The organism is Pantoea agglomerans (assembly GCF_020149765.1).
Lineage (GTDB): Bacteria > Pseudomonadota > Gammaproteobacteria > Enterobacterales > Enterobacteriaceae > Pantoea > Pantoea alvi.
Window position 1 is genome coordinate 242,349 of record NZ_CP083808.1, and the last position, 14,130, is coordinate 256,478.

The 14,130-nt window shown below is 56.5% G+C and carries 11 protein-coding genes; 10 read left to right on the forward strand and 1 reads right to left on the reverse strand.

Annotated elements, in window-relative coordinates:
• Positions 1–24 precede the first annotated feature (24 nt).
• From LB453_RS01105 to yajD, 9 genes are all read left to right on the forward strand, one after another.
• On the forward strand, positions 25–1,419 hold the full coding sequence (locus LB453_RS01105; protein WP_103796502.1) for a DASS family sodium-coupled anion symporter: 1,395 nt from the start codon (positions 25–27) through the stop codon (positions 1,417–1,419).
• A 15-nt stretch (positions 1,420–1,434) separates the two neighbouring features.
• Positions 1,435–2,598 (forward strand): metallo-dependent hydrolase, encoded by a 1,164-nt coding sequence (locus LB453_RS01110; RefSeq protein ID WP_103796503.1) that lies wholly within the window; start codon positions 1,435–1,437, stop codon positions 2,596–2,598.
• Positions 2,599–2,726: 128 nt separating this feature from the next.
• Positions 2,727–4,604 (forward strand): sigma 54-interacting transcriptional regulator, encoded by a 1,878-nt coding sequence (locus LB453_RS01115; protein ID WP_103796504.1) that lies wholly within the window; start codon positions 2,727–2,729, stop codon positions 4,602–4,604.
• 232 nt (positions 4,605–4,836) lie between these two features.
• Positions 4,837–5,820, forward strand: coding sequence for a DUF1852 domain-containing protein (locus LB453_RS01120; RefSeq protein ID WP_103796505.1), 984 nt, complete (start codon positions 4,837–4,839; stop codon positions 5,818–5,820).
• A 26-nt stretch (positions 5,821–5,846) separates the two neighbouring features.
• Positions 5,847–6,878 (forward strand): methionine synthase, encoded by a 1,032-nt coding sequence (locus tag LB453_RS01125; RefSeq protein WP_103796506.1) that lies wholly within the window; start codon positions 5,847–5,849, stop codon positions 6,876–6,878.
• Between the two features lie 225 nt (positions 6,879–7,103).
• A complete protein-coding gene (locus tag LB453_RS01130) occupies positions 7,104–7,667 on the forward strand; it encodes a fasciclin domain-containing protein (protein WP_103796507.1) in 564 nt (187 codons plus the stop codon).
• 42 nt (positions 7,668–7,709) lie between these two features.
• Positions 7,710–8,264 (forward strand): RNA polymerase sigma factor, encoded by a 555-nt coding sequence (locus LB453_RS01135; protein WP_103796508.1) that lies wholly within the window; start codon positions 7,710–7,712, stop codon positions 8,262–8,264.
• Positions 8,261–8,908, forward strand: a complete 648-nt coding sequence (locus LB453_RS01140) for an anti-sigma factor domain-containing protein (protein ID WP_103796509.1) — start codon at positions 8,261–8,263, stop codon at positions 8,906–8,908. The genes LB453_RS01135 and LB453_RS01140 overlap by 4 nt, the downstream gene beginning before the upstream one ends.
• Positions 8,909–9,038: 130 nt before the next feature.
• The gene (yajD, locus tag LB453_RS01145; RefSeq protein ID WP_224481416.1) at positions 9,039–9,386 is read left to right on the forward strand and encodes an HNH nuclease YajD; all 348 of its coding nucleotides are present in this window, start codon (positions 9,039–9,041) and stop codon (positions 9,384–9,386) included.
• Positions 9,387–9,531: 145 nt separating this feature from the next.
• Here the strand turns inward: yajD and LB453_RS01150 are convergent, their stop codons facing one another.
• Positions 9,532–11,184, reverse strand: coding sequence for a methyl-accepting chemotaxis protein (locus LB453_RS01150; RefSeq protein ID WP_103796511.1), 1,653 nt, complete (start codon positions 11,182–11,184; stop codon positions 9,532–9,534).
• A 366-nt stretch (positions 11,185–11,550) separates the two neighbouring features.
• On the opposite strand from LB453_RS01150, the gene LB453_RS01155 reads away from it, so the two are divergent.
• A complete protein-coding gene (locus LB453_RS01155) occupies positions 11,551–14,130 on the forward strand; it encodes an EAL domain-containing protein (protein WP_318011368.1) in 2,580 nt (859 codons plus the stop codon).

Here is a 14,130-nt window from a genome sequence, read left to right on the forward strand (position 1 = left end):
CTGACAAATACAGGTAACGTAAACATGCTTTATCTTAAACTCTTACCCATTATCGCTTTCCCCGTTCTGTTCTGGATTATCCCCCACCCGGAAAGTATTACTGCCGAAACCTGGCATTTAGTCGGTATCTATCTGGCGATGCTGTGCGGCCTGGTGCTGCGCCCGTTTACCGACGCGGTAATTATGCTCATCATCCTCGGCATCGCGTCACTGTTTATGGCGCCTGGCCCGCTGTTCGCCGGGTTTGGCAGTCCGATGGTGTGGTTTATTATCAGCGCCTTTATTATCTGTAAGGCGTTTGTCATTACGGGATTAGGTAAGCGCATTGCCTACCTGCTGCTTCAGCGCTACGGCAAAAATACCCTGACGCTGGGCTATCTGATGATGGTCACTGATACCGTACTGGCGCCAGCAACCGGCTCGAACATGTCGCGTTCCGGCGGCATTACCTACCCTATTTTCCGCAATATCGCTGAAGCGCTGGGATCAACACCAGAGAGCGGTAGCCGTAAGATCGGGGCGTATCTCACCATTCTGATGTATGTGGTGTCGATGGGCACCTCAAGTCTGTTTCTGACCGGGATGGCCACTAACTCCATTACCGTCTCCCTCGCAAATGAGATTATGCACGTCAGCCTGGGGTGGATGGTGTGGTTCAAAGCGGCCATCGTTCCGGCAGGCATCGTATTGCTGGCCGCGCCCTGGATCCTCTACAAGCTCTATGCGCCAGAGTTAAAAACTATCGTTAACGTTAACGAGATTGCTACCCAGGGGTTGCAGGAGCTGGGCCCGGTAAAACGCGAAGAGAAGCTGCTGCTGCTTTTCTTTGTGCTCGGCGTGTTGGGCTGGATGACCGGCTCCCTTACCGGTATCGCCTTTATTCCGGTCGGACTGGCCTTTCTCGCCTGCCTGTTGCTGTTCGGCGTATTGAGCTGGAACGATGTGATTAGCGAGAAAGCGGCCTGGCAGACCTTCGTCTGGTATGGGGCGTTCTATGGCTGCGCCGTTGCGCTTTCAAAAGGGGGTTTTTATATCTATCTGGTTGAGGTGATCAAAAACTACCTCGACCTGTCGCAGCTCAGTGAAATCAGCGCGCTGGGCGTGCTGGTGTTTATCAGCCTCGCGGTACGCTACTTTTTCGTCTCCAACAGCGCCTTTGTGGTCTCCTTCTATCCCGTGCTCTTTACGCTTGGCATGACAACCCAGGCGCACCCGATGTACATCGCGCTATCGCTGGCTTTTTCTGCCGGTTATGGCGCGCTTTTGACCCACTACGGCAATGGCGCAGGCGTGTTTACCTTCTCCAGCGGCTATGTTCCGCAAAAGACCTTCTGGCTGCTGGGCACCATTATGGTGGTAGTTAACGTGCTGGTCTTTTTCCTGATTGGCATTCCCTGGTGGAAAGTAATCGGTATTTAATAAGGAGATAATAAGATGAAACCCGATATTTTAATTAAAAACGGCCTGGTAGCCGACCTCGACAGCGAGAGTTATATCCATCAGGACATTGGGATTGTCGGCAATCGTATTGTCGATGTGGAGACGCTGGAACGCGCTGACGCTGAAACGGTCATTGATGCGGCGGGCTGCATCGTCCTGCCCGGATTAATTGATTTCCATGCGCATGTGTTTTACGGCGGAACGGCCATTAGCGTCAATCCAGATATTCTCTGTCTCCCTAACGGCGTGACCAGCGTGGTGGATGCCGGAAGCAGCGGCTGGGTTAACTACCGGCTGTTCCGCAACAGCGTGATCAATCAGGCGCAGACGCGCATCAAAAGCTATCTGAACGTGGTTAACGTTGGGCTCTCCACGCTGGGCGGCGGCCCTACGGGGTATCTTGAAAACACCAATCCTGCCAACTTCAACGTAGAGAAAATTCGTCAGACGCTGGCGGAGAACGCAGACAATATCCTCGGGCTGAAGCTGCGTTACAGCCAGGATATTGCCACCGGACGCAACTATAGCGGCGACCCTTTCCTGGCGACGGTTGAGCTGGCGCGCCAGTTAAAAACCACCCTGTGCGTACACGTCACCGACTCGCGCCTGACAGCGGATGAGCTGATTGGTCACTTTATGGCTGATGATATTTACGCGCACTGCTTCCATGGAACAGGCAATGCCATTCTTCAGGAGAGTGGCGAGCTGTTCCCGTCAATTAAAGAGGCTAAAGAGCGGGGCGTGATTTTTGACTGCTCCAACGGCGTGGCGCACTTTGATTTCCACGTGGCGCGCAAGGCGATGGAGCAGGGTTTCAATCCCGATATCATCAGCACCGACCTGACGCTGCGCAATAGCCTGCGTACGGAAAAAGTGTTCAGCCTGCTGTTTGTTATGTCGAAGTATCTCAATATGGGCATGTCCTTTTTCGACGTGGTGAAAGCCGTAACCCAAACCCCTGCCCGCCTGATGAAGATGCAGGATCAGACTGGCACCCTGACGCCGGGGGCATTTGCCGATATCGCGATCGTGAAACTGCGTAAAGAGAAAATCGAGTTTGAAGATACCCGAGGCGTTCGGCTCGAAGGTGATTGCTATATAGACAACTGTGCCACCATCAGTAACGGACAGATTGTTTATCGCCGTCAACGTTTTTAACAGCTGAGTTCGCTTATAACAGATACCTGCGCATCGCTCGATGGCAGGTATTTTTTTGTCCGGTTCTTTTCCCTGACCGGACAGGAAACAGGATGTTTCGCCCTTAGCCTGATGAACTTTAGTTGCCTATGAAAAATAATGAGATCGCCATATTTTCGGTATCACAAACCATCACCCAGCGTATATTCAGCGTGTTGGCTGAGAGAAAACTCGACATACCCGTTTATGAATATCACTACGCTGACCTTCTTGATAAAGCTGAACAGCTGATCCAGGGCGGGACAAAAGTCCTGATTAGCCGAGGGGGCACGGCAGCGGTTCTGCGAAACCATCTGAATATTCCCGTTGTGGAGATTGCTCACGATCTGCACGGCATCTACCGTATTTTACAGGAGGCCAGAAAAACGTCGCAGAAGATCGCAGCGGTGGGCTTTCCGCGCTTTTGTCACGTTTTACGCTATTACCAAAATATGGCCCAGGATGAGTTTAAAATTTGTCAGGTCTACAACCACTACGACATAGAAAATGTCGTTAAAACCCTGGCAGAGAATGACTATAAACTGGTTATCGGCGGCCTGACGGTCGCGGAGATGGGCAAAAAATATGATTTAAAGGTCGTTATGGGCGACACCGATAATATCACTATTGAGCAGGCGCTCGATGTCGCGACCAGCATGTTGAACTATATCAACCGAGAGGGGATCAGGCAGGAGATGTACTGGTCGGCCCTGAATCAATCCCGCGAAGGGGTGATGTGTCTCGATCAGTCAGGGGAAATCATCAATATTAACGCCCGCGGCTTCACGCTGTTTCAGTGCAGCACCGGCGAGAAAATCTTTCAAAAACCCTGTTTTAAACCTCTTTATGCCAGCATCATCAATGAGCTGGACGTTCAGGATTATGCGCTGGAAATCGAGGGTGAAAGCGTACAGGTCTCGATCAAACACTTCAGCAATAAACAGGATTTCTACACCATTGTGACGGGGAGTAAATCAGAGCAGGCAGGCAGCTCTGGTTTTCGCAGCAGCAAAAAAATCGCCAGTCAAACCTTCGTCACTACCTACACCTTTGCCGATATTATCGGCGACTCCCCGGCAATGCAGTCGGCTATTGCGCAGGCTAAACGCTATGCGGCCAGCGATATGCCGATTGCTATTCAGGGCGAAACCGGCACCGGTAAAGAGCTGTTTGCGCAGAGCATACACCATGCCGGGCCGCGCAGCGCCGAGCCGTTTATTGCAATCAACTGCGCGGCAATTCCCGAAACGCTGCTGGAGAGCGAACTGTTCGGCTATGCCGACGGCGCCTTCACCAATGCCCTGCGGGGAGGAAAGCCCGGTATTTTTGAGATGGCGATGAATGGCACGGTATTTATTGATGAGATTAGCGAAGCGCCACTGGCGGTTCAGGTTAAGCTGCTGCGCATTTTGCAGGAGAAGAGGTTTAGCCGACTGGGCGGGGATCGCTTAATCAGCGCGAACTTCCGCCTGATTACCGCCAGCAATAAAGACCTGGCCGCCCTGGTAGCGGCAGGCGAATTCCGCAGGGATCTCTGGTATCGCATCAATGTTCTTGAGCTAAGGCTGCCCGCGCTTAAAGAGCGCTGTGGTGATGTGATGCTGCTGATCGACGCGCTGCTCTCCAGGGAGGGGATCGCTTTGCGCTTTACCGATGACGCGGTGAATTTTCTTAACGCTTACCCCTGGCCGGGCAATATCCGTGAGCTACAGACGGCCGTTTCCCGCCTGACGGTGCTGCACGACATCAACGAAAAGGTGGACGTGAAGGTTTTGCGCGTCCTCTGCCATCTTTCGGCGTCTGCCAGTGAAAGTAATGAGGCTGCTTTTTCCCTGACGGATGAGGTGGATCTGTTAAAAAAACAGGAGCAAAAACTCATCCATTCAGTGATAAAACAGACCGGCGGCGACCGCCTGAGAGCGGCAACGATTTTGGGTATCAGCCCGACAACGCTGTGGCGAAAGATGAAGATCTACAACCTGGATTAAGCTGAATCCGCTGCACTTACTCATCATCCCTGCCTGATCATGAAAATTGTTCATGTTCGTTGAAATTATATCACTTTTCCTTGATCCCCGACTCAGGCATAAATGATGCATGGATGTTAAGTAATGGTAACACGAAGAGTTGTGAACGTGAAAACAGCTAAACCAATCGGGATATCCTGAGCAGAAAGCATTACACCAGATTGTCGATCACGAATTAGGATGCCAGATTAAAATGACTCAGCCATTCGATTTTACGATTAAAACCCTGCGCTTTGACGAAAATTATAACCCTTCGGAAAATACGCGCATCACCACTAACTTTGCCAATTTAGCCCGCGGCGATAAGCGCCAGGAAAATTTGCGCAACGCGCTGGCAATGATTGACAACCGCTTTAACTCGCTGGCGCACTGGGATAATCCCACCAGCGATCGCTATTCCGTCGAGATCGACATTATCTCCGCTGAGATGAGCATTGAGGCGTCCGGTAGCCGTGCGTCGTTCCCGGTAATTGAAATATTAAGACCCAATATTATCGATGGCAAAACCGGCCAGCGCCTCGAAGGTATTCCGGGCAATAACTTCTCTTCTTACGTGCGCGATTATGACTTCAGCGTGCTGCTGCCGGAGCACAACAAGAATAAAGCAGACTTTACGCTTCCCGAGACCTTCGGCGATCTGCACGGCACCATTTTCAAACGTTTTGTGGCCTCGTCTGCCTATAAAGAACGCTTTCAAACCTCGCCGGTGATCTGCCTGAGCGTCTCCAGCAAAAACGTTTACCACAGAACCAATAATCAGCACCCGGTGCTGGGCGTGGAATATCAGCAAGACCGCCCCTCACTGACCGACCGCTACTTTGCGAAGATGGGTCTGCAGGTGCGCTATTTTATGCCGCAAAATAGCGTCGCGCCGCTGGCGTTCTATTTTAGCGGCGACCTGCTGGCCGACTACAGCAACCTTGAGCTGATCGGCACCATCAGCACCATGGAGACCTTCCAGAAGATCTACCGGCCGGAGATCTATAACGCCAACTCCCCGGCGGGACAGCGCTATCAGCCGGACCTGAATCATCAGGATTACTCTTTAACTCGAATTGTTTACGACCGCGAAGAACGTAGTCAGTTAGCCGTTGAGCAGGGTAAGTTCACCGAAGAGAACTTTATCAAACCCTATCAGACGCTGCTTGAGCAATGGGCTGTTCATTCCGTTCTTTGATTATCTAACCCACAGGGTCACGCTTTATGAAAAAGTTATTACCAACCTCTACCGCTGGCAGCTTGCCTAAACCCTCCTGGCTGGCGCAGCCCGAGACGCTCTGGTCGCCGTGGAAATTACAGGATCGCGAGCTGGTCGACGGCAAAAAAGATGCCCTGCGGTTATGTCTGGCGGATCAGCTTGAGGCCGGCATCGATATCGTCAGCGATGGCGAACAAACGCGTCAGCATTTTGTCACCACCTTTATTGAACACCTGAGCGGCGTTGATTTTGAAAAGCGTGAGATCGTGAAAATTCGCGATCGCTATGACGCCAGCGTGCCGAGCGTGGTTGGCGAAGTGAGCCGTCAAAAGCCGGTGTTCGTTGAGGATGCGAAATTTCTACGTCAGCAGACCAGCCAGCCGATTAAATGGGCGCTGCCTGGCCCGATGACGATGATCGATACCCTTTACGACGGCCACTACAAAAGCCGCGAAAAGCTGGCCTGGGAGTTCGCTAAAATTCTCAACCAGGAGGCCAAAGAGCTGGAGGCCGCTGGCGTAGATATTATTCAGTTCGACGAGCCAGCCTTTAACGTTTTCTTCGATGAAGTGAATGACTGGGGCATCGCGACGCTGGAGCGGGCGATTGAAGGTCTTAAGTGCGAAACGGCGGTGCATATTTGCTACGGCTACGGCATCAAAGCCAACACCGACTGGAAAAAGACGCTGGGAACGGAATGGCGTCAGTATGAAGAGATTTTCCCGAAACTGCAGAAGTCGAATATCGACATCGTTTCGCTGGAGTGTCAGAACTCACGCGTGCCGATGGATCTGATCGAGCTGATTCGCGGCAAAAAAGTGATGGTAGGCGCCATCGACGTGGCCACCAATACCATTGAGACCCCCGAAGAGGTTGCCAGCACCCTGCGCAAGGCGCTGCAGTTTGTTGACGCCGATAAGCTCTATCCCTGCACTAACTGCGGCATGATCCCGTTGCCTCGTCACGTAGCCAACGGCAAGCTCAACGCCTTAAGCGCGGGCGCGGAGATTGTCCGAAAAGAGTTAATGGCTAAGTAACGCCGCCAGGCGCTGCAAAAGAGTGCCGTCCGGTTGGGCGTTTTCGCCTGACCGGATTAACTTGCAGCCTCGATCTCTACGGCAAGGAGAGAGCGGCGCATCCCCTTCCCTCGTCACGCCGCCATCAGCAGTTAAAAATAATTTTCCGCCGCTGCATCCAGTTGCCCTTCTCACGCGTATATCCCTTTGTGAGCAACCTTATTGCTCCTTCAACGAGGATATATGATGAAAAAGTTAATCAGCCTTTCCGTTGTGTTCGCTGTCCTTTTCGTTTCAGCAGGCTCATGGGCCGCGATGAATGATGACGCTGTTATGGTTGGCGGCGCAGCGATGTATCCGCAAAAAAATATCGTCGAAAATGCATTAAATTCCCGAGATCACACCACCCTGGTGGCGGCCGTTAAGGCGGCGGGCCTGGTGGATACCCTGCAAGGCAAAGGCCCCTTTACGGTCTTTGCGCCCACCAACGCCGCTTTCGCCAGACTTCCTGCGGGCGCGGTAGATGACCTGCTCAAACCGGAGAACAAGGCGAAGCTCAGCAGCGTGCTCACCTATCATGTGGTAGCCGGCAAATATGATATGAAAGCGCTGGAGCATAAAATTAAGCAGGGCGGCGGCCATGCCGAACTGAAAACGGTGAACGGCCAGCCGCTATGGATTATGAGCAACGGCCCGCACAATATTCAGCTAAAAGATGCTCAGGGCAATATCGCCAATATCAGCACCTATGACGTCTACCAGAAGAATGGCGTGATTAACGTTATTGATACTGTTCTGATGCCGAAGTAATTATCTATACTCGGACTGGCGCTAAATCCATGCGGAAAAAATATGGACACCACTCAGGCCGAACAGCTTAATCAGTTAATGAAGGCGGTCGTCAACGGCGACCGCCTTGCGTTTGAACGGCTTTACCGGCTTACCTCGCCCTATCTGTTCGCCGTTGCACTGCGTACGCTGCGCAATCGCGCCTGGGCGGAAGATGTGCTGCACGACTGCTTTATTACGGTCTGGAACAATGCCTCGACCTTTAATCACGCGCTCAGTTCGCCCCTGACCTGGATGACCCATATCCTGCGCAACCGCTGCATTGACTGGCTGCGCAGCGGCGCGGTGCGGCGAACAGCGCCTGACGAAGCGCTCAGCGATGAGTGGGTCTCCTCCCCGGCGGGCCTGCAGGATGACACGCACCACAGCGATCGGGCGGAGCGTCTTCATCGTTGCCTGCAGAATTTAAGCAGTGAACAGCGGCAGACCCTCTCTCTGGCCTACTATCAGGGGATGTCCCATAGCGAGATCGCCGACTGGGTGCAGCAGCCCGTCGGCTCAGTTAAAAGCTGGATCCGTCGCGGTCTGGCGCATTTGCGGGAGTGCGTGGGACTATGAGCGTAAACGATCGGCGCGATCGGGCACTGGCGGCGGAATATGCGCTGGGCACGCTGCGCGGCGCGGCAAGGCTGCGCTTTCAGCGCAGACTGAAGAGAGAGCCGGCGCTGGAGGCGGAGACGGCGCGCTGGATCACGCTGCTGCACGGTATGGAGAGTCAGCTGCAGCCGGTGACGCCGCCGGAAGCGGTCTGGAAAAAAATCGCCCTTGCGCTGCCGGAGAGAAAGCCAGCGCCTGTTTATGGGCGCACCCTGCCCTGGCTTACCGCTGCCGGGCTGGTTTTCGCCGTGCTGCTCTACGCCTTTGCGTTCCGGCCGCCAGCGCTGACGCCGCTCACGGTGCTTAACGGCGGTCAGCAAAGCGGCCAGTGGATCGTCAGCGCGAATGGCGCGCGCGATCGCATCAGGCTCTCGCCGGTAGAGGTTATGGACGTCGCGCCCGACAAGAGCCTGGAGCTGTGGGTGATCCCCGCAGGCCAGGCGCCGGTTTCGCTCGGCGTGATTCAGGGTGGGTCGGTCAATAATGTCGATATTACCCGGCGGCTCTCGATGGAAAACGCGGTTCTGGCGGTGAGTCTGGAGCCAAAAGGCGGATCGAAAACCGGGCAGCCTACGGGGCCAGTGCTCTACAGCGCGAAGTTATAAGCAGGCGCACAGGGCTGGCGAACCAGGGCGTCAGGCCAGCCACCAGGCGCAAACCTGGCTTGATGTTCGTTACCGGGCAGGCTAGCCTGCGCACATCACAGGCAATATCTTCTGAAAGGTAACAACCACCATGGCTCTGATCCCTAAAAACTATGCGCGGCTGGAAAGCGGCTACCGCGAGAAAGCCCTGAAAATCTATCCGTGGGTGTGCGGACGCTGCGCGCGCGAGTTCGTGTATTCCAACCTGCGCGAACTTACCGTCCACCATATCGATCACGATCACACCAATAACCCGGAAGATGGCAGCAACTGGGAGCTTCTTTGCCTCTACTGTCACGACCATGAACACGAAAAATACACGGAAGCGGACCAGTACGGCACTCGCGTGGTGGCGGGAGAGGATGCGCAAAAGGATGTCGGTGCCGCCACCTATAACCCCTTCGCCGACCTGCAGGCGATGCTCAATAAGAAAAAATAACGGCGGCCACTGCCGTAGCCTCTACCTCGCCCGGCGCGCGGGAAAAGCTTAAAAAAAATCCGGAAGCGTCGTCGCTTCCGGATAGGTATGGCACCTCAACGGCATGCAACCGGTTTCAGCCGGCTGCGGCATCTCGTCTTTGGGATCAGAAGCTCTGCCACTCCGCTTCGTTGATCACCGCGACGCGCTGCGGCGCAGGGGCGCGAAAAGGTGTCGGCTGCGCTGCCGGCGCACGCGGCGCGGCGAACTCGAGAGTGCTGCCAATGCGGAACTTGCCGACCAGTTCGGTAAGCGTGCTGGCCTGCTCCTGCAGCGACTGCGCCGCCGCCGACGCCTCTTCCACCAGCGCGGCGTTCTGCTGGGTTACGTCGTCCATCTGGTTCACCGCCTGGTGTACCTGCGCGATGCCCTGACTCTGTTCGACCGCTGCTGCGGCAATTTCGCCGACCAGATCGCTGACCTGGCGAATCGCATCTTTCATCACGTCCATATTGCGGCCCACGTCGCTCGCCTGCGCAGCGCCCGCTTCCGTCAGCTGATGCGAGGCTTCGATCAGCGCTTTAATCTCATGGGCAGCGGCGGTGGAGCGCTGCGACAGGTTTCTCACCTCGCCCGCCACCACGGCGAAGCCTTTGCCGTGCTCGCCAGCGCGCGCCGCTTCTACCGCCGCGTTAAGCGCCAGGATGTTGGTCTGGAACGCGATGCCTTCAATCAGCGAGACAATATCGTTTACCTTGCGCGAGCTGCCGCGAATATCGTCCATTGTTGCCAGCATGGTACTCAGCGATGCGCCGCTCTTTTCTGACAGGCTGCTGGCGTTGGCCGCCAGCTGGCTCGCCTGGCGGGTATTGTCAGCGGTTTGACGTACCGTCTCGCTCAGCTGGGTCATGCTGGCCGCCGTCTCTTCCAGCGACGCCGCCTGCTGCTCGGTACGCGAAGAGAGATCCTCATTGCCTGCGGTAATCTGCACCGATGCGCTGCTGACCGACTGCGACGCCTGGTTCACCGAGGCGAGCGCCGATGCGACGCGCTGCATCAGATGGTTAAAGGCGCGCGCCATATTGCCAATCTCATCACGACGGCTCTCATCGGCGTTCAGCGTCAGGTCGAGATTGTCACTGGCGCGCGTCATCACGTTGCCCATGGCCGTCAGGCTGCGGCGAATACGCAAAATGGTAAAGGTAGAGAAGAGGCCGAACAGCACGATGGTGGCGATCACGCCGCCGATGGTGGCCCACAGCACAATTTTAAACTGGCTACGGTTGGTGTCGCGCAGCTCGTTGCTGATGTCGATATTGAGCGTCAGCTGTTTCTGGTAGTCGGCAATCAACTGGCGAATCGCTGCGCCGACGCCCGTATCGCCCTCGATCATCCCGAGCGTCAGGCTATCCTGATGCGCATGGGAGGCGGCGATAAACGCCGGCAGACGATCGTTAATTACGCGCAGGTTCTCATAGGCGACGTTGGTCAGACGCTTGTCCTCGTCGTTAGAGATATCGTTGGTCATGTAGTAGTCGATCTGCGATTTGATCTGCGCCAGGCTTGCGGCGAGGTTTTTTTCCACCCCGGCAAACTTCGCGTCTTCGGTCTGGCTCTGGTGCTTGTAGAGCGTGATTGCCAGCTGATTACCTTCATCAATCATTTTCCCCAGATCCTTGATCGAGGGAATAGCGTTGGCCTGGACATACTCAAAGCGATCCTGAAACCCGGACAGCAGCGAGATAGCCAGTACGGCCTGTAAAATAATCGCGCCAAACAGCAGCGAGAATGCCAACAGCAGGCGTTGGGTGATGTTCATCCTGTTCTCCATAAGGTTAGTGCCCCTGACCTTATGTGTTCAGGCAGGGTTTAGCTCTCCTGTCATCGGCACGGTCTCCGCTTTTATTAATTTTATTTGCGCGGCGCGCTGCACATTTTCCAGACGCCGCTGCAGGGATTCTCGCTAACGACCTGAGCCCGACGCGTTATCCGAGCGCCATTATCGCGGAGGACACCAGCGGCAGGATGGCGGCAGGTCATCTCCCCTGCGTCCGCCTGCGCGGCGGCCGCCAGCCAGTTGTCATAATTCCTTCATCAGCGCGCTGTAGTCCGGCCTCTCTGCTGCCGATAACGGTGAGAAGTATTTCAAATACGCTTTATCGACACTCTGGCGCGGCGACTATTGATGACGACTTATACTCACCCCTCTTCCACTGACGGACGCGCGCGCGGCCTGGTCAGAAAACCGATGATTATTATGCTGGTGCTGCTCGGCCTCTCTTTTGGCGCCGCGCTGACCGCGCTGCTCTGCGTGGCCGACGATCTGAACGATAAAGCGGATCTTCGCAGCGGTCTGCTGCTGGGCAAGGCGTTCGCCAGCAGCGAGGAGAGCATGCGCTTTCACCTCAGCGACAACGCGGAATGGGGCGAAGCCTACGATAACCTGCATCGCGTGCTAAACCTCGACTGGGCCTGGCAAAATCAGAACCTGGGCGAATCGCTGTTCACCACCTTCGGCTATGAGGGGGTGTTCGTGATCGCCCCCAGCGGCGAAACCCGCTACAGCGTGCTTGAGGGGGCGCTGCGCCACGAAAGTTTTCAGGCGTGGCTGGGTCAGGACCCGCTTAACGTTGTGAAGCAGTGGCTACAGCAGAACGACGGCAAGGCGATCGCGCGTCTGGTGCGCACCGGCGACCAGCTGGCGCTGATTGGCGCCTCCTGGATCACCCCAGGGGGCGACCACAGCGTAAACAGGGTTGAAGGCCCCCCCTCTGTAATGATCTTTGTCGACCGCCTCACGCCCGCGAAGCTGGCGAGCGCCGGCGCGGAGTATGGCATTAAGAACCTCAGCTACGCCGACGCGCTGGCCGCCGCCTCCGCCGACACCGCGCGCTATCGCGTATCAGCGCTGGGCGGCGCCGTGACGCTGATGTGGCAGAGCGACAATCCCGGCGGCGCGCTGCTTACCTGGCTGCTGCCGCTGCTGGTGCTGCTGATGGGCGCCACCTTTTTCACCGCCACCATGCTGATGCGCAACGCGCTGCGCAAAGCGCGCCACAGCGACGTCAGCACCTTCCTGCTGGAGCAGAGCCAGCAGGCGCTTGCCGCCAGCGAACAGCGCTTTCGCGACGTGGCGGAGAGCACCACCGACTGGATCTGGGAAGCGGATGCGCAGCTGCGCTTTACCTGGATCTCCGGGCGCTTTCCCGCCGTCACCGGCTACCACAGCCAGGACTGGCTGCATCAGCCGCTGCACGCTTTTCTGCTCGACGATGCCGATTTGCCGCAGCGGCTGACGCAGCGGGAGCAGCCCGGCGAGCCGCTGACGCTGCTGCGCTGCCGCTACCGATCCGCGCAGCAGCATATTCGCTTCTGCAACCTGACGCTGCGGCCGGTTACGCTGGCGCAGGGGAAGAAAGGCTATCGCGGCACGGCCACCGACGTGACGCTGGAAGTCGAGGCGGAGGCGCGCGTGCGCTATCTCTCACAGTTTGATGAGCTGACCGGCCTGCCCAACCGCGCGCAGATGAACGCCTGCCTTGCGGGCAAGCTTAGCGGCGCGCTGCACAGCGATCGGCCGCTGGCGGTGATCATGATCGACCTGGATAAGTTTAAGCCGGTGAACGATCTCTACGGCCACGCCGCCGGCGACAGCGTGCTGCACGAGGTCTCCCTGCGCTTCAGCGACTGCCTTAAAGAGGCGGGGATGACCGCCCGCCTCGGCGGCGACGAGTTTGTGATGATCGTCTCCGACATGACCAGCCAGGAGGAGATTAGCGCGCTCTGTAGCCGCATTATCACCCAGATCAATCTGCCCTTCGCCATCAACGGCGGCGAGGTTTATATCGGCGCCAGCCTGGGCATTGCGCTGGCGCCGCAGGATGGTAATAACCCCGGCGATCTGCTGCGCTATGCGGATATTGCGCTCTACAAGGCGAAAAACGCCGGGCGCAACAACTGGGTCTTTTACCAGCGCGATATGGGAGAGAAGATCGTACAGCGGCGCGAAATGGAGCGCGAACTGCGCGAGGCGATCCACACCGACCAGCTGCGGCTCGCCTGGCAGCCGCGCTACGACGTGCGCGCCGCCCGCGTCACCGCCGTCGAGGCGCTGGTGCGCTGGCACCACGCGCAGCACGGCGTGCTGATGCCCGATCAGTTTATCCCGCTGGCGGAAGAGACCGGGCTGATTAGCGCGCTGAGTGACTGGGTGCTGCTGCGCGCCTGCGAAGATACGCGCCGCGACCTGCCGGGACTGGCGGTGTCGGTCAACCTTTCCGCGGTAGAGTTCAGCGATAAAGGCCTGCCGCGGCGTATTCGCGCTGCGCTGGAGGCCACCGGCCTGCCGAGCAACCGGCTGGAGATCGAGGTAACGGAAAACGCCATGCTGCAGGACCCGGAAACCACGCTTGAGGTGATGCAGGCGATCAAGGCGCTGGGCGTGAAGTTTTTAATTGATGATTTCGGCACCGGCTACGCCTCGCTGAACTATCTGCGCACCTTTCCGTTCGACGGCATCAAAATCGATAAATCCTTTATCTTCCCGCTCAGCGACTCCGCGCAGGCGCGGAAGATTGTTGAGAACATGGTGGGACTGGGAAAAGCCTACGCCCTCAGCATTACCGCCGAGGGGGTCGAAACTGCCTCTCAGATGGAGCAACTAAAACTGATGGAGTGCGACGGTCTGCAGGGCTACTACCTCGGCAAGCCGCAGCCGCTGGCGCAGATCGTCGAAACCTACTGCGCCGCGCCTACTCCGCCTTAG